At 34.0% G+C, this 22,110-nt stretch carries 21 protein-coding genes and 1 pseudogene; 15 read left to right on the forward strand and 7 right to left on the reverse strand.

Features of this window, described 5'->3' with window-relative positions:
• Positions 1-2: 2 nt before the first annotated feature.
• From DESTER_RS06770 to DESTER_RS08455, 6 genes are all read right to left on the reverse strand, one after another.
• The gene (locus DESTER_RS06770) at positions 3-1,376 is read right to left on the reverse strand and encodes an HlyD family type I secretion periplasmic adaptor subunit (protein ID WP_013638907.1); all 1,374 of its coding nucleotides are present in this window, start codon (positions 1,374-1,376) and stop codon (positions 3-5) included.
• A complete protein-coding gene (locus tag DESTER_RS06775; RefSeq protein ID WP_013638908.1) occupies positions 1,377-3,092 on the reverse strand; it encodes a type I secretion system permease/ATPase in 1,716 nt (571 codons plus the stop codon).
• Positions 3,093-3,176: 84 nt separating this feature from the next.
• Positions 3,177-3,320, reverse strand: coding sequence for a hypothetical protein (locus tag DESTER_RS08305; RefSeq protein ID WP_013638909.1), 144 nt, complete (start codon positions 3,318-3,320; stop codon positions 3,177-3,179).
• Between the two features lie 2 nt (positions 3,321-3,322).
• On the reverse strand, positions 3,323-4,741 hold the full coding sequence (cysS, locus tag DESTER_RS06780; protein ID WP_013638910.1) for a cysteine--tRNA ligase: 1,419 nt from the start codon (positions 4,739-4,741) through the stop codon (positions 3,323-3,325).
• Positions 4,742-4,761: 20 nt separating this feature from the next.
• Positions 4,762-5,637 carry an IS110 family RNA-guided transposase gene (locus tag DESTER_RS08450; protein ID WP_148223784.1) on the reverse strand — a complete coding sequence of 292 codons (876 nt, stop codon included), beginning with the start codon at positions 5,635-5,637 and terminating at the stop codon, positions 4,762-4,764.
• A gap of 47 nt (positions 5,638-5,684) precedes the next feature.
• A complete protein-coding gene (locus DESTER_RS08455; protein WP_041737511.1) occupies positions 5,685-6,068 on the reverse strand; it encodes a hypothetical protein in 384 nt (127 codons plus the stop codon).
• 87 nt (positions 6,069-6,155) lie between these two features.
• Between DESTER_RS08455 and mazG the strand changes: the two genes are divergently transcribed.
• From mazG to ruvB, 9 genes are read left to right on the forward strand one after another with little or no spacing between them, the layout of a single operon-like run.
• Positions 6,156-6,938, forward strand: coding sequence for a nucleoside triphosphate pyrophosphohydrolase (gene mazG / locus DESTER_RS06795; RefSeq protein ID WP_013638911.1), 783 nt, complete (start codon positions 6,156-6,158; stop codon positions 6,936-6,938).
• Between the two features lie 30 nt (positions 6,939-6,968).
• Positions 6,969-7,445: a universal stress protein gene (locus DESTER_RS06800; protein WP_013638912.1), complete on the forward strand. Its 477-nt coding sequence runs from the start codon at positions 6,969-6,971 to the stop codon at positions 7,443-7,445.
• Between the two features lie 2 nt (positions 7,446-7,447).
• Positions 7,448-8,506 carry an S-methyl-5-thioribose-1-phosphate isomerase gene (mtnA, locus tag DESTER_RS06805; RefSeq protein ID WP_013638913.1) on the forward strand — a complete coding sequence of 353 codons (1,059 nt, stop codon included), beginning with the start codon at positions 7,448-7,450 and terminating at the stop codon, positions 8,504-8,506.
• The gene (gspK, locus tag DESTER_RS06810) at positions 8,472-9,359 is read left to right on the forward strand and encodes a type II secretion system minor pseudopilin GspK (protein WP_013638914.1); all 888 of its coding nucleotides are present in this window, start codon (positions 8,472-8,474) and stop codon (positions 9,357-9,359) included. The genes mtnA and gspK overlap by 35 nt, the downstream gene beginning before the upstream one ends.
• On the forward strand, positions 9,356-10,597 hold the full coding sequence (locus DESTER_RS06815; protein WP_013638915.1) for a hypothetical protein: 1,242 nt from the start codon (positions 9,356-9,358) through the stop codon (positions 10,595-10,597). Before gspK ends, DESTER_RS06815 begins: the two co-directional genes overlap by 4 nt.
• The gene (locus DESTER_RS06820; protein ID WP_013638916.1) at positions 10,590-11,141 is read left to right on the forward strand and encodes a hypothetical protein; all 552 of its coding nucleotides are present in this window, start codon (positions 10,590-10,592) and stop codon (positions 11,139-11,141) included. Before DESTER_RS06815 ends, DESTER_RS06820 begins: the two co-directional genes overlap by 8 nt.
• Entirely contained in the window at positions 11,138-11,899 is a 762-nt protein-coding gene (gene gspN / locus DESTER_RS06825; protein WP_013638917.1) for a type II secretion system protein GspN, read from the forward strand. Before DESTER_RS06820 ends, gspN begins: the two co-directional genes overlap by 4 nt.
• Positions 11,900-11,902: 3 nt before the next feature.
• Positions 11,903-12,469: a Holliday junction branch migration protein RuvA gene (ruvA, locus tag DESTER_RS06830; RefSeq protein WP_013638918.1), complete on the forward strand. Its 567-nt coding sequence runs from the start codon at positions 11,903-11,905 to the stop codon at positions 12,467-12,469.
• Entirely contained in the window at positions 12,466-13,431 is a 966-nt protein-coding gene (gene ruvB, locus DESTER_RS06835; RefSeq protein ID WP_013638919.1) for a Holliday junction branch migration DNA helicase RuvB, read from the forward strand. Before ruvA ends, ruvB begins: the two co-directional genes overlap by 4 nt.
• 2 nt (positions 13,432-13,433) lie before the next feature.
• Here the strand turns inward: ruvB and ppa are convergent, their stop codons facing one another.
• Positions 13,434-13,958 carry an inorganic diphosphatase gene (gene ppa, locus DESTER_RS06840; protein WP_013638920.1) on the reverse strand — a complete coding sequence of 175 codons (525 nt, stop codon included), beginning with the start codon at positions 13,956-13,958 and terminating at the stop codon, positions 13,434-13,436.
• A gap of 540 nt (positions 13,959-14,498) precedes the next feature.
• Here ppa and DESTER_RS08520 point away from each other — a divergent pair.
• The 6 genes and pseudogenes from DESTER_RS08520 (at position 14,499) to feoB (ending at position 22,072) form a co-directional block, all read left to right on the forward strand.
• A pseudogene (locus DESTER_RS08520) lies at positions 14,499-15,331 on the forward strand (formate/nitrite transporter family protein).
• A gap of 24 nt (positions 15,332-15,355) precedes the next feature.
• Positions 15,356-16,663 (forward strand): IS110 family RNA-guided transposase, encoded by a 1,308-nt coding sequence (locus DESTER_RS06850; protein ID WP_013637888.1) that lies wholly within the window; start codon positions 15,356-15,358, stop codon positions 16,661-16,663.
• Positions 16,664-16,684: 21 nt separating this feature from the next.
• Positions 16,685-18,922: a formate dehydrogenase H subunit alpha, selenocysteine-containing gene (locus tag DESTER_RS06860; protein ID WP_013638921.1), complete on the forward strand. Its 2,238-nt coding sequence runs from the start codon at positions 16,685-16,687 to the stop codon at positions 18,920-18,922.
• Positions 18,923-18,934: 12 nt separating this feature from the next.
• On the forward strand, positions 18,935-19,582 hold the full coding sequence (locus DESTER_RS06865) for a 4Fe-4S dicluster domain-containing protein (protein ID WP_013638922.1): 648 nt from the start codon (positions 18,935-18,937) through the stop codon (positions 19,580-19,582).
• Between the two features lie 265 nt (positions 19,583-19,847).
• Positions 19,848-20,066 carry a FeoA family protein gene (locus tag DESTER_RS06870; RefSeq protein WP_013638923.1) on the forward strand — a complete coding sequence of 73 codons (219 nt, stop codon included), beginning with the start codon at positions 19,848-19,850 and terminating at the stop codon, positions 20,064-20,066.
• Positions 20,063-22,072, forward strand: coding sequence for a ferrous iron transport protein B (gene feoB, locus DESTER_RS06875; protein WP_013638924.1), 2,010 nt, complete (start codon positions 20,063-20,065; stop codon positions 22,070-22,072). Before DESTER_RS06870 ends, feoB begins: the two co-directional genes overlap by 4 nt.
• Positions 22,073-22,110: the final 38 nt, after the last annotated feature.

The raw sequence follows: 22,110 nt of genomic DNA on the forward strand, positions 1-22,110 counted from the left end.
TCTCAGTTGGCTTTGAATGCAGTTTTAACTAACATTAAAACTGGTTGAAGTACATATTCAAGTGGAGTAACCTTTTCAACCTTTATATATGCAACAGCAGGCATTCCAGGGACTAAATTAAAACCATACTTTTTTAATTGTTCTTTTCCTTTATCTGTAAGAACTATATGAGTTTCATAGTAGTCGTGACGGGTAGCTTGATCAAACAAAGTATCTGTCGCAACGTAAGTAACTTTCCCTTCAACTATGTTTGCAGCTATACTTAAGAAAGCAGGAAAGTGTAAATCAACAAGCTGACCTTTTGAAACTCTATCTCTATCCTGAGGCAGGACTTTTGCAAGTATAAATATTTCATCTTTCTTAGGAACTATGTACATTAAGGTATCACCTGGCTTCACAACTTCACCTTTGGCATGAATCTTTAAACCTAAAACCTGTCCGCTCGTATTTGCTGTGATGATAGTTTTCTTCACCTTTTCTTTAGCATAGATAACCTTAGGTTTAAGTTCTGAAAGCTTAGACAAAACTTCATCTAACTTAGAAGCTACTTCATTTTGATAGTTTTCTATTTGGAGAGTTTTTTGATGATTTAATTCTTCAATTTGAGATAAGACTTGAGGTATCTTTGATTTTATATCCTTAATTTCTGCTTCTAATCTTTCCTTTTCCTTCATTAAATCAAGCAGTCTTATTTTACTGACAAGCTTTTCTTTAACAAGTTCTTCTTGCTCTTTTATTTCTTTAATATAAGAATTTAGAAGATTTTCTTTAATTTTTAGAACTGACTTTAAACCTTTAAGTTGTTCTTTTGCTTGGTTTTCTCGTTCAGACAATACAGCAAGTTCACTTTGAAGTTTTCGCTTTCTTTTAAAAAAGAGCTCTCTTTGTGTGCGAATTATTTGTTCCTTTAACTTTTTATTTTTAAATTGAAGAAACTCAGAACTGAAAGCTATGTGGTTTAGTCCCTTTTTTTCTGACAAAAGTCTATCTCTTTCAGCAAGTAGATTGTAGTAATTGGATTCAAGAACTTTATAGTTAGTATCCTGTTCTAGTTTTTCTAACTCTAAAAGAGGGTCTCCTTTTTTAACAAAATCACCTTCTTTTACAAAAATTCTTGTAACTGTTCCCCAATCTTTATGCTGAACGGGTTTTTTATAACTTTTTACTACAACTTTCCCAGGAGCAACTACAACGGTATCAATTTTTGCTAAAGCTGCCCATCCAATAAGAAGACCAAAAATAAGAAAAACAACCAAACTACCAAAAGTTATGTATTTTTTGTCATCTAAATCTACTTTTACCTTGTTTTTTTCTTCAATTTTTTCTTTATTTTCTACTTTATTTTTTTCTTCATTTTTTACTTCTTCAGAGCTCATTTAATTACCTCTCTGTTTAGTAAGTTGCTGAAGAACGGTCTTTGCATCACCATACATTTTCAGCATACCGTCCTGCAAGAAAGCTATTTTATCCACCAACTCTAAAATATTTATCTTGTGTGAAATCACTATAACCGTAACTTTCCTTTTTTTCAGTTCCCAAAGAGCGTTTAAGAGAGCTCTTTCACCAGCATCATCAAGATTGGAATTAGGTTCATCCAAAATCACAATTCTTGGATTGCCGTATAGAGCTCTTGCAAGAGCTATTCTCTGTCTTTGTCCTCCCGATAAAGTAATTCCTCCCGGACCTATATAAGTATTGTATCCATCCGGTAAGTTCACTATTACTTCATGTGCTCCTGAAATTCTAGCTGCTTCTAAAACTTTTTCCGGATCTACTTCAGAAAATCTTGCTATGTTTTCTGCAACCGTTCCTTCAAACAGCTCTATATCCTGTGGAAGATACCCTATAAACTGTCCTAAATATTCTCTATCCCACTGTTTTAAATCAGCACTGTCAATTGCTACTTTACCTGCAACAGGAGTCCATATTCCAAGTAAGGTTCTTGCAAGAGAAGATTTTCCTGCACCACTAGGACCTATAACAGCAACTATCTCTCCAGCAGGAATTTGCATAGTTATGTTCTTTAAAGAAGGATTTTTAGCGTCTGGAGGAACTACAACTACTTGTTCTAATGAAATAGCTCCCTTTGGAGGAGGAAGCTTCATAGGTTTTGGTTTTTCTGCAAATGTATTAAGCAGCTGGTTTAATCTTTTGTAAGATAGTCTTGCTGATGAAAAACTCCTCCAACTATTTATCATAAGATCTATTGGAGCAAGGACTCTACCAAGAACAATAGAACCGGCAACAATCATACCAGTTGATATTTCAAGATTGAGAGCTAAATATCCTCCTAATCCAAGCATTAAAGACTGAGACATAATACGGAAAGTTTTTGTTGCATTAGACCAAAAAGCTCCTTTATCACTAGCTTTCTGCAGTGTTGAAACATACTTTTGATGTAGCTGTAACCATTTTTTATAAACTTTGCTTCTCATTCCCATAGCTTCTATAACTTCTACATTTTGAATAACATGATTCATAAACCGATTACTTTTTATTAACGATTCATTAGCTTTTTTTAGATACTTTTTAGTAGTTATCTCATTCAAAAAAGTAATCAGAGCAACTACAACAATAACCCCTGTAGCCATAAAGCCGTAGTAAGGATGAAAAATAAATAAAACTCCTAAATAAATGGGAGTCCAAGGAATATCAAAAAAAGCAAAAATAGTTGGTCCTGTTAAGAACTGCTTAATTTGTTGAAAGTCGTTTAGAGGCTGAATAGATGCCCTAGTTGGATGTTTTAAAGCAAGGTCAAAAGTAGAATTTATAACTTTCTTATTCAAAATAGAATCAATTTTATTGTTTATTCTAACTAAAATCCTTGAACGAATGGTCTGTAATAAACCAGAAATAATGTAAAGTGCAACAACTAAAAGAGTTATAAATATTAAAGTGCTAACACTTCGACTTGGAACAACTATGTCATAGACTGCCAGCATATAAATGGCAGGAAGAAGCATTAAAAGATTTATAAATAAACTAAAAAAACCTGCAAATAAAAATGACTTTCTTGTATAGGATAAAAATTCTCGAATTATGTCCTTTTCTTCTTGTGTTTTGTTTCCTTCCAAAACTACTTTTTTTATCATATTTACTTACACTCCAGTTATTCTTTCTAAGGGATGATTTTAATACTGATATTGTAAAAGTCAAGTGAATAAGGAAAAGTTCGTTTATTCAGAAAAAATTGCTAAAACGTAAACAGCAAAAGCGATAGCCAATAAAATTAAAAAAATCCACTTTGCAATTGAAAAAATTTTTGAACTTTTATTGTTTTCCTTTTTTTCCTTGTAGTAGTCTCTATCGTAAATTCCCATTTTTAATTACTCCTTTTATATATAGTTCCAGATGGCAAGTCTTCTAAAATTATTCCAAGGTCTTTTAGGCCATCTCTAATTTTATCTGCTAAATCAAAAGCTTTTCTTTTACGAAGCTCACTTCTAACATCAATGAGAAGTTTTATAAGCTCGTCTTCTATACCTTCCTGTTTCTTCTTCTCTAGCTTAAAGCCAAGAAGTTTTAAATAGCTTTCAACAATACCTATAGCTTTAAGAATAGTTTCCTTTTCTTTATTAGAAATTTTATTTTCTTTTATTGCTTTATCCTTTATAAGATTTGCTTCCTTTACAAGTTCAAAAATAACTCCGAGAGCTCTTGCAGTGTTAAAATCATCATCCATTGCTGATTCAAACTGAAGCTTGTAATTTTCTACGTCAAAAATTTCAGAGTTCTTCTCAAATGTTGGAAGTTTTTCAATAATTTCTTTTGACTCAATAAAATTCAAAAGTCTTCCAAAACTCCTTTCAGCGTCTTTTAGCCTTTCAAAAGAAAAGTCTATTGGACTTCTATAGTGAGTAGAAAGCAAAAACAGTCTTAGAACATCTGACGAAAATTCTTTAAGGATATCTTTTATTGTGAAAAAGTTTCCAAGAGATTTACTCATTTTTTCCTTATTCACCATTACAAAGCCATTGTGCAACCAGTATCTGACAAAAGATTTTCCAGTGTAAGCTTCTGACTGAGCGATTTCGTTTTCGTGGTGGGGGAATATTAGGTCTAAACCTCCTCCATGGATATCCATCGTTCTACCTAAGTACTTCATTGCCATTGCTGAACATTCTATGTGCCATCCTGGTCTTCCAATTCCCCACGGAGATTCCCAGCCAGGTTCTCCCTCTTTTGACTTTTTCCAAAGGGCAAAGTCGAGAGGATTTTTCTTCTTTTCTCCAGGCTCTATTCTTGCGCCAGCTATTAGCTCTTCCGTTTTCCTCTTAGAAAGCTTTCCATATTCTGAAAATTTTTCAACCGAAAAGTAGACATCTCCTTCCGATTCGTAAGCGTAGCCTTTGGCTATTAATCCTTTTATCATTTCAATTATTTCTTCAATGTGTTCTGTAACTTTTGGTTTATATGTAGGTTCTTTAATGTTTAAAGCTTTCATGTCTTCTTCATAAGATTCTATGTACTTTTTTGCAACCTCGTACCAAGGAATACCTTCTTCCTTTGACCTTTTTATTATCTTATCGTCAACATCGGTATAGTTCCTTACATAGATTACTCTATATCCTCTATACTCAAACCATCTTCTTATAACGTCAAAAACAATAGCGCTTCTTGCATGTCCAATGTGGGCATGATCATACACTGTGGGACCACAAACGTACATTTTTACAGTTTTATCGTTTAATGGTTTGAACTCTTCTTTTTTCTCTGTTAGAGTATTAAATACTCTTATCATTTTTCCTCCTATGAAAGATGTCAACCCCCAACACAGAGGTTGCATTTATTTTCAACAAAATCCATAAATTGCCTTCTCTCTCTCAAAACTGCGAACATTACTTTAACCAATTTCCTCGCCGCAGCTATCAGCGCTTTCTTCTTCTCTAAACCTTTCTTAACTAACCCTTCGTAAAATCTTTTAACTGAATTGTCTAACTTGCTGTTCAATAACGCTCTCGTAGCCTGGATAATCTTGTTCCTCGTTCTGCTGTCCCCTTTCTTTGTTATCCTTCCATTTCTAACTTCGTCTCCACTGCTATTAACACGAGGAACAAGTCCAAAATAAGCCGCTACCTTGTCTCCGTTTTCAAACCTCTCTTCGTTACATACGGCAGATATAAAGGCTATAGCTACTATATCTCCTACTCCAGGTATGCTTTTTAGAAGTTCTACTTTTCCCTTAAGCTCCTCATCTTCTCCTATAAAACTCTTGATATCTTCTTCTGTCTCTCTTATCTTATCTGTTAAGTATTCTATTGTTTCTATTTGCCTCCATATCGTTTCTCGTAATGACGGAGGCACTTTCTTCTTCGTTTCTTCCTTTATCCTTTCCATCCCTTTCTTCGTGGTGAGTTCTCTCTTGTTTGTCTTTATCCCATATTCAAGCAATAGGCTATGAAGTCTGTTAATTACCCCTTTTCTCATATCTACAAAGCTATCTCTCTCTTTCATCTTTATCCTTAGCTCTTTTTCTTTTCTCGTCGGGACGTAAACTGTCGGAAGTAAGCCCATTTCATAGTAAATGGCTATCGTTTCTGCATCTATCCTGTCGTTTTTAGCACTGTTAACACCTTTTAGAATGTTCTTAAATTTGTTAGTGTTAACGTAAGTTATTTCATCAACGCAGTTCCTTATCTCCTCCGTAAAAAATGTTACTCCTGTTAAGGTTTCTACCGCAACTTTTACTGAATATCCTTTTTCCTAAAAGTTGTTAGGTGATTTTTAAATTTCTCTAACTCTTCTGCTTCGTACTTCTTGGTATTAAGTATCCCTGTCAGACAATCTAAATAAGCTGCTGTAAAGCTGTTTTTGTGGTAGTCCACTCCGACATACAGTGTTTTCTCTACCTTCTCCTTCATCTCTACCCCCTGATATGTTTTGTGTTTTGCAACCTCTGCTTCGGGACTATTCCCATACTCCAATACGGCGCTTCCCGCCACTGTAATTAGCCGGCAGGAGGCATCGGCTAATCTCCACGCACGGGGCTTATTCCCCAGGGAAAAATCCAGCCTCCTGCCTTTAAAGGTTGCCTCTTTACTATAGTCCCGAATTTCAGGGGGTGACATCTTTTATATCATCTCCAGAAAATTAAAATTACGGAAGTTTAAATTATAGTACTTATGCTACATTAAATTTTTTATCAGGGAGAAACAATGGAGAAAAAATATACGTTTAATGACTTAGTAGAAATAATGAAAAAGCTTCGTTCTCCAAAAGGGTGTCCGTGGGATCAAAAACAAACTCATGAAAGTCTTGTTCCTTATTTAATAGAGGAAACTTACGAACTTGTAGATGCAATAAAAGAAAAGGACTATGAAAATATGAAAGAAGAACTTGGAGATCTTCTTCTTCAAGTTGTTTTTCATTCTCAAATAGCAAAAGAGAGAGGAAAATTTAATATCAGTGATGTTGTAGATTCTATAGCTAAAAAGCTTGTTTTCAGACATCCTCACGTCTTTGGGGATAGAGATGATATAAAGAACTCTGAAGATGTTCTAAGAGAATGGGATAAGCTTAAAGAAAAAGAAGGAAAAAAAAGAGAATCCCTTCTTGATGGTATTCCAAAGTCGCTTCCTCCTATTCCAAGAGCCTATAAGCTTCAAAAACGAGTAGAAAAAGTCGGTTTTGACTGGAGTAACTATTCTGAGATTAGAGAGAAATTAGTTGAAGAACTAAAGGAAATAGATGATGCTGTTAAGAAAGGAAAAAAGGAAAAAATAGAAGAAGAAATTGGGGATCTTTTCTTTATGGTAGTTAACCTTGCAAGATTTTTGGATATTAATCCCGAAATTGCTCTCCAGAAAGCAAATGATAAATTTGAAAAGCGTTTTCGCTATATTGAAGAAGAAGCAAGAAAAAAGGGAAAGAAATTGGAAGAAATGTCTTTAGAAGAGATGGAAGAGCTCTGGCAAGAAGCAAAGAAAAAGATGTTATGATATTTGTGTTAAACAATTGGGAGGTTTACAATGCCACTTTTTAAAAAGGTTCTCTATCCTACCGATTTTTCTGAGTTATCTAACATTGCAAAAAATTATGTTATGAAACTAAAAGAAGCAAATACTCAAGAGGTAATTATTCTTCACGTTATTCATCCGCTTGAGTTTAGTCTTCCTCAGTTTGATGACCCTTTTGCACTTGATGTAGCAACTATCTATGCCAATATACCTGAGATAGAAAAAGAAGTTTTAAAAAGGCATGAAGAAATACTTAATATAGTAGCTGAAGAGTTCAAAAATCAGGGATTTTCTGTTAAGAAAGTCATGACTATTGGTGATCCCAAAGAGGAAATTGTAAGAATAGCAGATGAGGAAAAAGTTAACGTGATAGTGATAGGATATCACGGTAAAGGACTTCTTGAAAGAATTTTAGAGATGGGAAGTACAGCAAAGACCGTTATAAAAAAGGCTAAATGTCCAGTTCTTGTAATCAAAAAGGAGGTTTAGTTATGGGAAGGATAAAAGATATTCGTCCTTTAAAATGGACTGGAGAATCTTTGTTACTTATTGATCAGAGAAAACTTCCTTTAAAGGAAGAGTGGATTGAGTGTAAAGATTATGAAAGTGTTGCTAAAGCTATAGAGGATATGGTTGTAAGAGGAGCTCCAGCAATTGGTGTTGTTGCTGCCTATGGTGTCGCTATTGGTGCTAAGCAGGTTATGAAGGAATCAAAAAACTTTATTGACTTTAAAGCAAAGATTGAGAATGTTATAAATAGGCTTGCTTCTACAAGACCTACAGCGGTAAATCTTTTTTGGGCATTAAAGAAAATGAAGAAAATTTTAGAAGCTGGTACAAATGAGAAAGATATTGTGGCAGCTCTTGAAACAGAGGCTATAAACATAGAAAAACAGGATGTCGAAACTAATAAGAAAATAGGTTATTTTGGGGCAGAGCTCTTAGGTTCAAAAGAAGTTATTCTTACTCACTGTAACACTGGGGCTTTAGCTACTGCGGGTTATGGAACAGCTCTTGGAGTTATTAGAGCAGCAGTAGAAACCGGAAGAGACATTTTAGTTTATGTTGATGAAACAAGACCTTATCTTCAGGGAGCAAGGTTAACTGCTTGGGAGCTCCAGCAAGAAGATATTCCTTACTATCTTATAACTGATAATATGGCGGGTTATTTTATGTCACGAGGAGAAATAACCTGTATTATTGTTGGAGCAGATAGAATCGCTTCAAACGGAGATACTGCAAATAAAATAGGCACATATTCTCTTTCTGTTCTTGCAAAAGAACACGGTATTCCTTTTTATGTAGCTGCTCCAACTTCAACTTTTGATTTAACCTTAAAAAGTGGAAAAGAAATACCAATTGAAGAAAGAAGTCCAGATGAAGTTCTCTTCTGTCATTGTAAAGACTGTAGAATAGCACCTTATAATGCAAAGGTAAGAAATCCTGCTTTTGATGTTACTCCACATGAAAACATAACAGGAATAATAACTGAGAAAGGAGTAATCAACTCTCCTGATGAAGAAAAGATCCTTGAATTCTTTAGTAAGTAGGAAGGGGTTTGTCCTCTTCCTTGTTCTTATTATGATTGCTGTTATTTCTTCTTTCCTCTTTTCCATTTACTTTCTATCTACAAGAAGTATTTCAAGGTCAGAATCTTTTCGTGATTACATGGTTGCTTACCATGCTGCAGTTTCAGCAGTTAAAATAGGTCTTGAAACATTAAAAAAGGATAATAACGGATATGATGGTGAAGGAGATGATTGGAGTAATCCTTTAGTTTACAACTACAGAGGAATTTTTCTTTCTGTAAAAATTTCTGATGAATGTGGAAAACTTAATGTAAATAAATTAATAGTTCCTATTTACTACAAAATGGCAAAGAGACTATTTAAAAATCTAGAGCTTAATACTGATATTGTAGCTGCAATTAAAGATTGGATTGATTCTGACGATATAGTAACAGAAAGTGGCGCTGAAAGTTATTATTATGAAGGGAAAGGATATAAACCTTCAAATAAAGTTATGAAAAGTCTATACGAGCTTTTATATGTAAGAGGAATTAATAACAGTAATTTTAAAAAGCTTTCACGTTATCTTACAGTTTATGGAGATGGAAAAATTAATGTTAATTCCGCTCCCAAAGAACTCCTTCTTTCTCTTTCTGAAGATATGGATGAACCAGCTGTAGATAGTATAATAGAAAATCGACCAATAAAGAAATTGGAAGATTTAAAAAAGTTACCGGAATTTACTGATGAGCTCTATTTTTCAATAAAACCAATGATAACTAATAGATGTGACTATTTTAAAATAGAAGTTACTGCTTCTTATGGAGATTCAACTGTAAACATAGAAGCTTTTACAGACAGAAGAAACATACTAGAGTGGAAGGTAGTTGAATGACTGCAGTTGATGTTGGTTCTTCTCTTATAAAATGGTTTGATGGAAAAAATTTTGGATTAGGTTTGAAAAAAGATAAAAATCTTGTAACTGGAATTTCTTCGAAAACAGTTTTTGTTAAAAAATCTTTTTATCCTGTTTGTCGTGGATCTCAGCTAAAAAGAATAATACTCAACGATATTTCTACAGACATTGGCGTTGAACCTGAAAAACTTGCTGTTTCTTTTTGTCCTTTAAGTAAAAGTAAGAAAGGATGTGAATTCTTAATTTTTATTGAGAAAAAAGAAGTTATAGACTCTCTTAATGAAAAATTTGAAGATTCTTCTATTATAACTATTGATTTTATCGGGGCTTTTACTGCAGCTTCTCTTCTTTATGGTGAAGAAGACTTAACTATCGTTGATTTTGGTGCTTCAAAAACAGCAATTCTTACCATAAAGTCTGGGAAATTAAAAGATGTTGAAATTGTAAGGACGGGTTTTTCTTTTTTAAAAGAAAATGAGAAATTTTTAAGAGAAAGAATTCTTTCTAAGATTAGCGGAAAAATAGTTGTTATTGGTGGAGGAGCTTTAGACAGTGAATTTATTGAACTAGTGAAAAAAAATACTAAATATTTGGATATACCTAATATAGAGCCATTTGGAAAAGAAACACCTTTATACTTTAGTGTTTTTGGTTTATATCATTTTAGAAAAGCTACTTGTAAAGCTTCCTTTAAGGAATTTTCTCTCTTTAGTTCTGAGTTTTTCAGTAAACATAAAAGTAGTCTTAGAATTTTTGGAATTATTTTAATCGTAAGTAGCCTTCTTATTACTGTTTCACAATTTCTTTCGTATCTATATGAAAAGAGAAACTATGAGTTAGTTTCAAAAGAATATAGGAAAGAACTGGAAAAAATTTTGGGAGAAAAAGTTCTTGCTCCGGAAATACAGGTATCTCAAAAGCTTTCTACCTTTAAAGAATTGGGATCTTTTTTACTGGTTGATAAACCTTCTATTCTTTTCCCTTTGTCAAAAATATCTAGATCGGTTGTAAAAGGTATTAATGTTTTAAAGTTAGAAGGTTCTATTGTTTCTGAAAGTTTTCAAATATATGGTTATGCAGATAAGGAAGAGTCTATTAAGAAGTTTACAGATAATTTACTAAAGTACTTTAAAAAAGTTAATACTCATAAGATTAAAAAGGTTGGAAGTAGAATTCAATTTTTAATATCTGCTTCGGGAGTAAAAAAAAGTGATTGAAAAAGCAAAAGAAGCCATCCTTGACTATATTGCCAGTCTTGATGAAAGAGAAAGATTAGTAGTTCTTCTTGGAGTTCCTCTTTTTCTTTGCCTATTATACATGACTTTTATTTTCTTTCCTCTTAAAAGCATGACAGACCAGTATGAGAAAAAAGAAGAGAGGATCAAAGAAAAAATTGAAAGAATAGAACCTACTTTGAAAGAACTTGTTATTTTAAGAAGTAAAATAGAACCTATTCTTAAGAAGGTTGAAAAAGGAAGTTCTTTAGATTTAACTTCTTATACTAAGTCCTTAGCTGAAAAAGAAAATATAAATCTTAAGGATTTAAAGATATCTTCAGGAAAAAGTATGAAGAGAATAGAGATTAGGACAATTTCTATTACGTTTGGAGAAACTTCTTTAAACAAGATAACTTCTTTTATTTATAAACTTGAAAGTAGTCCCTATTACCTTAGGTGTATTGATGTTAAGATTTCTGATTTGGACGAGAATGGCTTAACTTCTGGAAAATTGATTTTTTATTTCTATCGGAGAGAACAGTGAGAAAGGCAGTAGTTATCTTTTTGCTTTTGATGTCTTTTCCTATTTTCCTATATCTTAACTTTCCACTAAAAAGGTTTGTAGAAAATAGTCTCTGTCATCGTAAAATCTTTTATAAAAGTGTTGGAGTTAGGAAGTTTCCTTTAAAGATAGAAATAGAGAAGTTAAAAATTTCTCCTCTTCCTTTTGTTTTTGATAAAGTTGTAATAGTTCCTGAAGTTCGTTCTTTTTTAGCTGAGAAAAAGGAGTTGGAAGTTTTAGCTACCTTGGGTAATAAAGGAGCTCTTAAAATAGATACTGACTATCCAATTTCTAAAGTTAAATTTCAGCTAAAAGATTTAAAGTTAGAAAGTTTTGTAGGACTTTTTTCTCTTCCTTTTTCAGTTGTTGGAACTCTTTTAGGAAACGGTTCTCTTTATTTAGAAAAGGGGAATTTAATGGCTGGTTCTGGAAGTTTTAAAGTGAATGATTTAAAGGCAGAAAAAATTTCGTTTGGGCTTTTATCTCTTCCTTCTGTTGATTTAGGTAAAATTGAAGGGGTTTATAAGGTTAGAGGAAAAAACTTTCTTAACGTTGAAGCAAAAGGCTTTGGTAAGGATACTGATCTTTTCGTTAAGGGATATGTTAACTTAAACTTAAAAGAGATGAAGAAAACGTACATAAATCTTAAAATAAGACTTACTCCAAAAGTAAAACCTTTTAAAGGCAAAAACTTCTCTTTTGAAATAAAGGGATATTTAGAAAACATTTCAATTAGATAAGAGATGATAGATTATTTAAAAGGGAAAGTTATATTCAAGTATTCGGATAGTATTTCTCTCCTTTGTGGAAGTATTGCTTTTAGAGTTTTTGTTCCTCTTAATCTCCTTACAGAAATAAGGGAAGGAGATAAGGTAGCTCTATTTGTGAAATTTACGCTTCCTTCTGAAGGAACTCCTTCTCTTTACGGTTTTAAAACACGAGAAGAAAGGGTTTTTTTCGAAGAGCTCTTAAAAATTCCAAAAGTTGGTTCGAAAGTTGCAATGAGTGTTATTTCTCATTTTTCCCTCGATGAATTACGAAACATAGTTTCTACTAAAGATGTAAAAACACTTTCAACAGTTCCTGGACTTGGGAAAAAATTATCAGAGAGGGTAATCTTAGAGCTCAAAGATAAACCAATTTTTGGAGAAGAAAGGAATATTCCGTCAGAGCTCCTAGAAATTCTTACAGCTCTTAGTTACAGTAGAAAGGAAGTTGTAAAGGCAGTGGAAGGTATAGACTTAAAGGATAGGTCTATTGAAGAACTTGTTAAAGAAGTTGTAAAAAAACTTTCGGGGAGAAAGTTTTGATAGAGCGTCCTAAAAGTTTAAATGAATTCTTAGGACAAGAGCGAGTTAAAAAGATACTGAAGATAGCAATAGAATCAGCAAAACAAAGAAAAGAACCTCTTGATCACATTCTCTTTTATGGACCTCCAGGAACTGGAAAAACAACTCTCTCAATGATAATTGCAAGAGAGCTTGAAAAAGAAATAAAAATTGTTTCTGCTCCTACAATAGAAAAGAAGGGAGATTTACTTGCTTTAGTCACCTCTTTAAACGAGGGAGATGTTCTGTTTATCGATGAAATTCATAGGTTAAATAGAGCTGTAGAAGAAACAATCTATTCTGCAATGGAAGACTTTAGAATAGATATTGTTACCGGAGAAACAAGAGCTAAAAGTTTTTCAATAGATTTACCTAAGTTTACCCTGATAGGAGCAACTACAAGACTTAATCTTTTAACACCTCCTTTTAGATCAAGATTTGGAATAGTTTGCAGATTGGAACTTTACTCTGCTATTGAGTTAAAAGAGATAGCCAAAACAACTTCTGCAAAATTGGGAATAAGACTTTCTGAAAGAGCTCTTGAAATTTTAGCCCGTTGTAGTAGAGGTGCTCCAAGGATTCTCAACCAGCTACTAAAAAGATTTAGGGACTATGCTACTGTTAACAATTGGAAAGAAATAGACTCTGAAAAGGCTAATAAAATTCTTATGGAACTTGGAATAGATTCTTATGGTTTGGATCCAATGGATAGAAAGATTCTTAAGACAATAGCAGAAACTTTTAAAGGAGGACCCGTAGGACTTACTACACTTGCAACTGTTCTTAAAGAAGATGTTGATACAATAGAAAATGTTCATGAACCATATCTTATAGAATTAGGTCTTATCGTTAAAACTCCTCGTGGAAGAAAAATAACAAGTAAAGCACTTAAACTTTTAGGATTAACTCACAATAAAAAGAGTCCCCTTTTTGGGGACTCCTAAATTTAACCTTTATAGTTTTCAACAGCTTTTTTAATCATTTCTTTCGCAACATCGCTACCTTTAAAATCTTTAACTTTTACCCACTTTCCAGGCTCTAAGTCTTTGTAATGTTCAAAGAAGTGTTTGATTTCATTCAACGTAGCTTCTGGAAGATCCGTAATTTCTTTAATGTTTTTAAATGTTAAGTCAAGTTTATCAACTGGTACGGCTAAGATTTTCTCATCTTGTCCGCTTTCATCTTCCATTACAAGCACACCTATAGGTCTACATCTTATAACGCTTCCTGGAGTAACTGGTTGTCTTGAAATTACGAGAACATCAATCGGATCTCCATCTTCAGCAAGTGTATTTGGAACAAAACCATAATTTGCTGGATAGAACATCGGTGTAAAAAGGAATCTGTCAACAAAAACTGCACCACTTTCTTTGTCTACTTCGTACTTTACATTTGAACCTTGAGGAATTTCTATTACTGCGTAAATGTCTTCAGGGACATTCTTTCCAGCAGGTATTTTTCTTACATCCATTTCTTTCCTCCCTTTTTTGTTTGTAGCAATTATAACTTAGTTTAAAAAGTTGGTCATTTCTGCTAGATAGATTTGACCCCTTTATTACTTCTACAAGATAGTTTCTATTCATATAGATAATTGATAAATTTTTTAAATTTTTTTATTAAAGTTTTAAATATTACCCACTGTCTAAATTCGTTAGTTTTCACTCTCACAATAGATCAAAACTATATCTGAAATAATCTGTAATACATTTTCAGAGTAACAAAAAGCAATTAAGCTCTTTACCATATGAATTTTTATGAGATTGTTTCTAAAAACTTTTTAATTCGTATTATTTAGAAAATAATCATTTATCCTTTTAGTTTCTATGTAATTAAGGAGATATTGAAAGAGTATTTTTTTATAACAATTATGATGATTAATTTTAATATTTATTGATTTAGAAATATTGAAAGCTCTAAAATTGTACGTATATTTTACTGAGATAATTAAAATAGGGAGGTAACGAAGATGGGAATTTTGTCACCGGCAGAGGTTGTAAGAAGTCTTTCTGATATGTCCAAGCATAAAGCAGAAACTTCATGGTTTAGCATTATTATTCTTTCTATGATGGCAGGAGGAGCTATTGCTCTTGGTGATATATTTTGGGCTCACTCGGTTGTTCAAGTAGGGGAAAAGTTAGCACCAGGAATAGCGAACTTTATAGGGGGATTTGCATTCTCTGTAGGACTTATGCTTGTTGTTTTCTTTGGAGGTCATTTGTTTACAAGTTCTACTCTTACTACTGTTACAGTTTTGGAAAAGAAACTTGATACTTTTAGAGGAATCATTTCTTATTGGACAGTTGTTTGGATTTTTAATTTTGTAGGAGCTGTACTTATGGCTTTTATGTATTTTTATTCTGGTCTTCCATTAAAGTTTAATGGATGGATAGCTCAGCACTTTGTTGAAGTTGGAGCTGCGAAGTGTTCTCTTTCTTTTTAGAAGCATTTTTACGAGCAATTCTCTGTAACGTTTTAGTTTGTTGTGCTGTATGGTTAGGAATCTCTAGCAAAGATGCTGCCGGAAGAATTTGGGGAATAGCTTTTGCAATTGCAGCGTTTGTTGCTTCCGGTTATGAACACTGTGTTGCAAATATGTTTATTATTACTCATGCTCTCATTTGTAAAGCTTACTACTTAGCACAAGTAGGAGGAGATTTGAAGGTACTTTCAGAGCTCCTCCATCACTTTCCAGTAGAAAAGCTTACGAGCTTAGATATTAAGCACTTTCTTATTAATAATGAAATTCCAGCTACTCTTGGAAATATTGTAGGTGGAGCTCTCTTTGTTGGAATTGCGGGATTTTTAGGTCATAAAGAAGATATTGAAAAAATTTCAAGCAATTAATGAAGCTAGGAGATGATATAAAAGATGTCACCCCCTGAAATTCGGGACTATAGTAAAGAGGCAACCTTTAAAGGCAGGAGGCTGGATTTTTCCCTGGGGAATAAGCCCCGTGCGTGGAGATTAGCCGATGCCTCCTGCCGGCTAATTATAGTGGCGGGAAGCGCCGTATTGGAGTATGGGAATAGTCCCGAAGCAGAGGTTGCAAAACACAAAACATATCAGGGGGTAGAGATGAAGGAGAAGGTAGAGAAAACACTGTATGTCGGAGTGGACTACCACAAAAACAGCTTTACAGCAGCTTATTTAGATTGTCTGACAGGGATACTTAATACCAAGAAGTACGAAGCAGAAGAGTTAGAGAAATTTAAAAATCACCTAACAACTTTTAGGAAAAAAGGATATTCAGTAAAAGTTGCGGTAGAAACCTTAACAGGAGTAACATTTTTTACGGAGGAGATAAGGAACTGCGTTGATGAAATAACTTACGTTAACACTAACAAATTTAAGAACATTCTAAAAGGTGTTAACAGTGCTAAAAACGACAGGATAGATGCAGAAACGATAGCCATTTACTATGAAATGGGCTTACTTCCGACAGTTTACGTCCCGACGAGAAAAGAAAAAGAGCTAAGGATAAAGATGAAAGAGAGAGATAGCTTTGTAGATATGAGAAAAGGGGTAATTAACAGACTTCATAGCCTATTGCTTGAATATGGGATAAAGACAAACAAGAGAGAACTCACCACGAAGAAAGGGATGGAAAGGATAAAGGAAGAAACGAAGAAGAAAGTGCCTCCGTCATTACGAGAAACGATATGGAGGCAAATAGAAACAATAGAATACTTAACAGATAAGATAAGAGAGACAGAAGAAGATATCAAGAGTTTTATAGGAGAAGATGAGGAGCTTAAGGGAAAAGTAGAACTTCTAAAAAGCATACCTGGAGTAGGAGATATAGTAGCTATAGCCTTTATATCTGCCGTATGTAACGAAGAGAGGTTTGAAAACGGAGACAAGGTAGCGGCTTATTTTGGACTTGTTCCTCGTGTTAATAGCAGTGGAGACGAAGTTAGAAATGGAAGGATAACAAAGAAAGGGGACAGCAGAACGAGGAACAAGATTATCCAGGCTACGAGAGCGTTATTGAACAGCAAGTTAGACAATTCAGTTAAAAGATTTTACGAAGGGTTAGTTAAGAAAGGTTTAGAGAAGAAGAAAGCGCTGATAGCTGCGGCGAGGAAATTGGTTAAAGTAATGTTCGCAGTTTTGAGAGAGAGAAGGCAATTTATGGATTTTGTTGAAAATAAATGCAACCTCTGTGTTGGGGGTTGACATCTTTCATAGGAGGTAGAAATGAAAAAAATTCAAACTACGTGTCCTTACTGTGGAACAGGTTGTAACATTGATCTGTTTGTAAAGGATGGAAAAATTGTAAAAGCCGAACCAACAAAAAATCATCCAGTAAATGATAGAGAGCTTTGTCTTAAAGGATTGTACGGCTGGGAATATGTTCATTCTTCCGATAGACTAAAAAAACCTTTGATAAGGAAGAAAAATGGAAAGTTCTCCAAAGATGGAGAGTTGGTGGAGTCTTCTTGGGAAGAAGCCTTGGAACTTATAACTTCAAAAATAAAAGAGATAAAAGAAAAATATGGAGCTGATGCTTTTATGGGCTTTTCTTCTGCAAGATGTACGAATGAAGATAACTACGTTTTTCAGAAGTTTTTCAGAGTTGCGATAGGAACAAATAACATAGACCATTGTGCTCGTCTCTGACATGCTCCAACAGTGGCCGGTCTGGCCAAGAGTCTAGGTAGTGGAGTAATGTCAAATGATCTTGCAGAGTTTAGTAAGTATTCTAACTGTATTCTAATTATTGGTTCAAACACTGGTGAATGTCATCCTATTATTGCTATGCATGTTGAAAGAGCTTTAGAAAGAGGAGCAAAGCTTATAGTTATCGATCCAAAGAGAACGGAAATGGCTCAGAAAGCTCATATCCATATCCAGCTTCCTATTGGATATAACATTCCAATTATCAATGCAATTATTAATTACATAATTACAAACGATTTGTACGATAAAGAGTTTGTAAAAAGACATACAGTTGGTTTTGAATATCTAAAAAAATCAGTAGAAGAATATACTCTGGAAAGAGTTTCTGAGATGACTGATGTTCCTGCTGAACTCATTGAAAAGGCAGCAAGGATTTATGCAACAGAAAAACCATCAGCGATTCTTTACACAATGGGTGTAACCCAATTTACTCATGGAACAGGAGCTGTTTGGACTCTTTCTAACCTTGCCGCAATAACTGGCAATTTAGGTATAGAAGGCGGGGGAATAAATCCTCTTAGAGGACAGAACAACGTTCAAGGTGCAAGTGATTTAGGAGCACTTCCAGATAGGTTTCCCGGTTCCAAACCTTTAACTGATAAAAAAGTAAGAGAATATTTTGAAAAACTTTGGAATTGTGAGCTTTCTGATAAACCTGGAATTTGGATACCCGATGTTCCTCATGCTATTGAAGAGAAAAAAATAAGGTTTCTTTACGTCTTTGGAGAAAATCCAGTGATGTCTGATCCATGGACGGATCATTTTCTTCAAGCAATAGCTCACCTTGATTTCTTTGTTGTTCAAGACATCTTCCTGACAGAAACTGCTAAAAAAGCCGATGTTGTTTTGCCTGCGGCTTGTTGGGCAGAGAAAGATGGAACCTTTACAAATACATCAAGAAGGGTACAGCTTGTCAAAGAGGCCGTAGAACCTCCAAGAGAAGCTAAACCGGATTGGCAGATATTCTGTGAAATTGCAAAAAAGCTCGGAGCTAAAGGATTTGACTACAAGGATGCTGAAGATGTTTGGAATGAGATAAGAAAAGCAGATCCAGAAAAGTTTGGTGGAATAAGCTACGAAAGACTCGAAAAAGAAAATGGTCTTTCATGGCCATGTCCGACAGAAGACCACCCCGGTACTCCGGTACTTTATAGAAATGGAAAATTTTTAACTCCTGATGGAAAAGCAAAGCTTATTCCTGTGATCTTTACAGAGAATAAGGAAGAGAAGCCAGATCTTGAAAAGAAACTGAAAAAAGAATTAAGCCTTCCGGAAAATTATCCAATGATGGTTGGTGCAATTGATGAAAAACCGGATAAAGTCTATCCGTGTCTTTTTACAACTGGAAGGAGAGTTTACCACTATCACACTGGAACGATGACTAGAAGGTGTATGCCCCTTGAAGAGGGAGCTGATATTTATGGTTCTGTTGTGGAAATAGGGACAAAAACAGCAAAGAAGTATGATCTTTCTACTGGAGATTACGTATTGATAGAAGGAAAAAGAGGAAAGATTGCATGTAAAGTTTGGGTGACTGAAAGAATTCCAGAAGATGTTCTATTTGTAACATTTCATTACTGGGAGGCTTGTGGGAACGAGTTAACAAATCCAGCTCATGATCCAATAGCTGGTACACCAGAATTTAAAATTGCTGCAGCAAGAATTCGCAAGATTTCTGAAGAGGAGTACCTTAGAATTTTAAGAGAGAAAAAAGAGAAGTTTCAATCACAAAAACTTTCTCCTTCTTGTCATTAAGGGAGGTATATTATGGCTTTTACTGTTTCAGAAGGAATGAACAGTTTTGTTATGTGTAATCCTGAAAAGTGTATAGGCTGTTATACATGTATGGCAGCCTGTTATCAATCTGCAAAGGAAAGAGGAAAAGTTGAAAAACCGAGATTAATTTTAGTTCATACTTATGATGGGTCTATGCCCAATCAGTGCAGACAATGTGATGATGCGCCTTGTGCTAATGTTTGTCCGGTTGGAGCTCTCAGATTTGGCAAAAATTATATTGAGGTTTATGAAGAAAAATGTATTGACTGTAAAATGTGTGTAATGGTTTGTCCTTTTGGAGCAATAAGACCTGAAGAAAAGTTAATGTCTTCTGATAATGATTCTTATAAGTCTGGAATTTTTTCTTTTTTTGAATCCTTAGTAAGTAAAAGGTCTGTTGCTATTAAATGTGATTTATGTGAGGAAAATCCTGCCTGTGTAAAAGTTTGTCCAACCAAAGCTCTTATGTTTGTTACACCTAGTGTTATGGAAGAAGAATTAATTTTCCCAAGGGCTAAAAAATCAGTTTCTGTATTGGTTAAGACTGAAGAAAAGCAACAACAGGAAAGAGGTATTAAAGAAAAAAAAGAAGAAAAAGAAAGTTTCCTAGGTATATTGCGTCGATTTTATCGTTTCTAATCGTTTTTTAGTGCGGTGGATTTTCCACTGCACTTCAAAAATTTTTGAATTTTTTTGATATCTTTTTTATTCCTATTTTTTCACACAATTCTTTTGTTCCTTTGTGAAAAATTTTTAATAAAATAAAGGAACATTTTTATAATTGCCTAAAAACTATATTCCTAAAAATACATTTTATAAAACTTTTAGTTTTGCCTTTCCTAGTTGACATTACTTAAAATTACTTAAAAAGTTAATATTATCTAACTATAGTTAGGAGGTTAATATGCGACTTGTAGATATTCCTTCTGGAAAAAGTGTAAAAATCATAGATATTACTGGTGGAATGGGAATGAGGAATAGGCTTGCAGCAATAGGAATTTATCCAGGAGCAACCATAAAGGTTGTTAAAGCTCCGCCTGGTCCAATGATTATTGAAGCTGCTGGAACTCGTCTTGCTTTAGGAAAAGGAATGGCATCAAGAATAGAAGTGGAGGAGGAATGAAAAGAAATATTAAGGTGGCTCTTGCAGGTAACCCGAACGTTGGAAAAACAGCGATAATGAATGCATTAGCTGGTACTAACGAGAAGGTAGGGAACTGGCCAGGGGTCACCGTTAAGAAAAAAATAGGTAGGTATAATTTTCGTGGAGTTGATATAGAGCTCATAGATCTTCCAGGAATTTATAGTTTGACATCTTATACATTGGAGGAAAGAGTTACCAGAAATTTCCTTCTTAAAGAAAAGTATGATGCGGTTCTTGATATTGTTGATGTTACTCTTCTTGGAAGGAATCTCTATCTTACAATAGAGCTCCTTGAAATGGGGATTAAGCCTATTTTAGTTCTTAATAAAACTGATGAACTACGTAATGCAGGATACACAATAGACAAAAAAATTTTAGAGGATATTCTTGAATTACCTGTTGTTTCTATATCTGCTATTAGAAGAAAAGGTCTTGAAGAACTTTCAGAAACTATTTTAAGAGTTGCTACTGGTGATTTAAAACCAAAGGGAATAATTCCTACATATTCTGAAGACCTTGAGAATGCTATTTCTCTTTTACTTTTGAAAATGAAGGAAGAGAATATTCCCTATAATAAGCGATGGTTTGTCATAAAGCTTCTTGAAAATGATCCTGAAATTATTGAGGAGGCAAAAAAGAGCTTGATTTTTGCTGAAGAAATCTTTAAAGAAATTGAAGTTATAAAGGAAGCTCTTGAAAAGAAGTATAAGTGTGATCTACCATCTTACATTGCTCGGGAAAGGTTTAATTTTGCTTCTCAGATTGCAAGAAGAGTAATAAAAAGAACAGAAGAAATACCTCGTGAGAATTTTAGTGATAAAGTTGATAAGTTTATAACGAATCCTTTTTCAGGAATACCAATTTTTTTCTTGATTATGTGGTTAGTTTTTAAGCTTACATTTGATCTTAGTGCTCCTATAAGTGATTTTATTGATTCTATTTTTGGTCAGTTTCTTCCAAATTTTCTTACCAAACAACTTTCATTTCTTCCTCATTTTCTACTTTCTCTTATAAATGATGGAGTTCTTGCGGGTGTTGGTGCTGTAATGGTTTTCTTACCTGTTCTTGGAATTCTCTACTTTTTGATGTCAATTCTTGAAGATACTGGTTATATGGCAAGGGCAGCAGCTCTTTGGGATAATTCTATGAAGCTCTTTGGTTTAAGTGGTTCTTCGGTTATTCCTATGATTCTAGGGTTTGGATGTAATGTTCCTGCTGTTTACGCCACAAGGGCTATGCGTTCTTCAACAGAAAGGCTTATAACAATGCTCATTATTCCTTGGGTTTCATGTGGAGCTAGACTTCCTGTTTATACGCTTTTTGCAGCAGCATTTTTCAAAGAATATCAAGCTTTAGTAATTTTTTCTCTATACTTTTTAGGTATTTTTCTTTCTCTTTTACTTGCATTTGTTCTTTCAAAGTTTTTTAAACAAGATGGAGAAGAATTTTTTATAGAGTTACCATCTTATAAGTTTCCGTCGTGGAATGTAGTCATTAATCAAACGTGGATAGAAGTAAGGGAGTTTGTTTATAAAGCTGGAACTGTAATACTTGCTGTTTCCGTTTTCGTGTGGGCTCTTGCAACTCTTCCTGCGGGAGTTGAGTATGCAAGTGAGAATAGCTTAATTGGTCATGTTGGAAAACTTCTCGTTCCAATTTTTGAGCCACTTGGTATAGATGACTGGAAACCTATAGTTGCGCTTATTTTTGGAGCTCTTGCTAAGGAAGTAGTTGTTGGAACTCTTGGAGCTCTTTACGGTAGTGAAGAAAACATTATACATTCACTCTCTAATATCTTTACTCCAGAAAGTGCTCTTGCCTATATGGTTTTTACTCTTTTATACATTCCTTGTGTAGCAACAATTGCAGCTATAAAACAGGAAAGTGGTTCGTGGAAGTGGCCAATTTTTTCCATAGTGATAGAGCTATTTACGGCTTGGATAGTAGCACTTGGAGTTTACAACGTTGCAAAAATTGTATTTTAAAATAAAAAAAGTTAACTGTTTCCTATTTTGAAGGTGAA

It is taken from the genome of Desulfurobacterium thermolithotrophum DSM 11699 (assembly GCF_000191045.1).
GTDB lineage: Bacteria > Aquificota > Aquificia > Desulfurobacteriales > Desulfurobacteriaceae > Desulfurobacterium > Desulfurobacterium thermolithotrophum.

Bases quoted from the DNA above. Each gene is read 5' to 3' on its own strand.
- ppa (WP_013638920.1), bottom strand. From the start codon at position 13,958: ATGGATGTAAGAAAAATACCTGCTGGAAAGAATGTCCCTGAAGACATT.
- cysS (WP_013638910.1), bottom strand. From the start codon at position 4,741: ATGATAAGAGTATTTAATACTCTAACAGAGAAAAAAGAAGAGTTCAAA.
- DESTER_RS06815 (WP_013638915.1), top strand. From the start codon at position 9,356: ATGACTGCAGTTGATGTTGGTTCTTCTCTTATAAAATGGTTTGATGGA.
- DESTER_RS06850 (WP_013637888.1), top strand. From the start codon at position 15,356: ATGTCACCCCCTGAAATTCGGGACTATAGTAAAGAGGCAACCTTTAAA.
- DESTER_RS06865 (WP_013638922.1), top strand. From the start codon at position 18,935: ATGGCTTTTACTGTTTCAGAAGGAATGAACAGTTTTGTTATGTGTAAT.
- DESTER_RS08305 (WP_013638909.1), bottom strand. From the start codon at position 3,320: ATGGGAATTTACGATAGAGACTACTACAAGGAAAAAAAGGAAAACAAT.
- DESTER_RS06770 (WP_013638907.1), bottom strand. From the start codon at position 1,376: ATGAGCTCTGAAGAAGTAAAAAATGAAGAAAAAAATAAAGTAGAAAAT.
- ruvA (WP_013638918.1), top strand. From the start codon at position 11,903: ATGATAGATTATTTAAAAGGGAAAGTTATATTCAAGTATTCGGATAGT.
- gspK (WP_013638914.1), top strand. From the start codon at position 8,472: ATGAAGAAAAGATCCTTGAATTCTTTAGTAAGTAGGAAGGGGTTTGTC.
- DESTER_RS08455 (WP_041737511.1), bottom strand. From the start codon at position 6,068: ATGTCACCCCCTGAAATTCGGGACTATAGTAAAGAGGCAACCTTTAAA.
- DESTER_RS06870 (WP_013638923.1), top strand. From the start codon at position 19,848: ATGCGACTTGTAGATATTCCTTCTGGAAAAAGTGTAAAAATCATAGAT.
- mazG (WP_013638911.1), top strand. From the start codon at position 6,156: ATGGAGAAAAAATATACGTTTAATGACTTAGTAGAAATAATGAAAAAG.
- DESTER_RS06775 (WP_013638908.1), bottom strand. From the start codon at position 3,092: ATGATAAAAAAAGTAGTTTTGGAAGGAAACAAAACACAAGAAGAAAAG.
- mtnA (WP_013638913.1), top strand. From the start codon at position 7,448: ATGGGAAGGATAAAAGATATTCGTCCTTTAAAATGGACTGGAGAATCT.
- DESTER_RS06800 (WP_013638912.1), top strand. From the start codon at position 6,969: ATGCCACTTTTTAAAAAGGTTCTCTATCCTACCGATTTTTCTGAGTTA.
- feoB (WP_013638924.1), top strand. From the start codon at position 20,063: ATGAAAAGAAATATTAAGGTGGCTCTTGCAGGTAACCCGAACGTTGGA.